This window comes from Pedobacter petrophilus, from assembly GCF_009674725.1.
GTDB lineage: Bacteria > Bacteroidota > Bacteroidia > Sphingobacteriales > Sphingobacteriaceae > Pedobacter > Pedobacter petrophilus.
Genome location: NZ_WKKH01000127.1, coordinates 1 through 496, shown reverse-complemented (window position 1 = coordinate 496; position 496 = coordinate 1). Strand labels below are relative to the sequence as shown.

Below are 496 nucleotides of genomic sequence, written 5' to 3'. Positions count from 1 at the left end.
AGAATTGAATTTCTTAAATGCAAATCATTTGAAATTTATTATTTAATTTAGTTTTTGGCGAGATTGAATTTAATTATTCATTATCGTCTTCAAATTTTAATAGTTCAACATATGGGTCACCAATTAACCCCAGAAGCATTGCAAATGCTGGTTCAGTTTTGTAGCCTCCTTGTTTAAGTTTAATTATTTGCTGCCTGAATTTTTCACCGTGTAGATTTATTAAATTGTTTTCAATTATTAAATGTCTATATCCAAGCTGTTGCTTAATTGGAATATTTTGACCAAAAATTTCAATTTCAAAATTGTCTACAAAGAAGTTGGCTACAACAGGAATTGGATGTAAATTTTGTATCTCTTTAATTGAAAAATTATTTTCGTATTTAAAATTTTCGATAAGTGATTTCTGAAATTCTAGTCTATCTGAAAAACAACAAATGATGTCAAGATCGCTGTTTTCAAGATGAATATTTATAGGTATAGTTCCGACAAGAATGGG

General features: G+C 27.6%; 1 protein-coding gene. It reads right to left on the bottom strand.

Going from position 1 to position 496, the window contains the following annotated elements; translation table 11 throughout:
- Nucleotides 1–73: 73 nt before the first annotated feature.
- Nucleotides 74–496, bottom strand: a 423-nt coding sequence (locus GJU39_RS23330) for a DUF4269 domain-containing protein (protein WP_154283385.1), incomplete at its 5' end; no start/stop codon positions are given.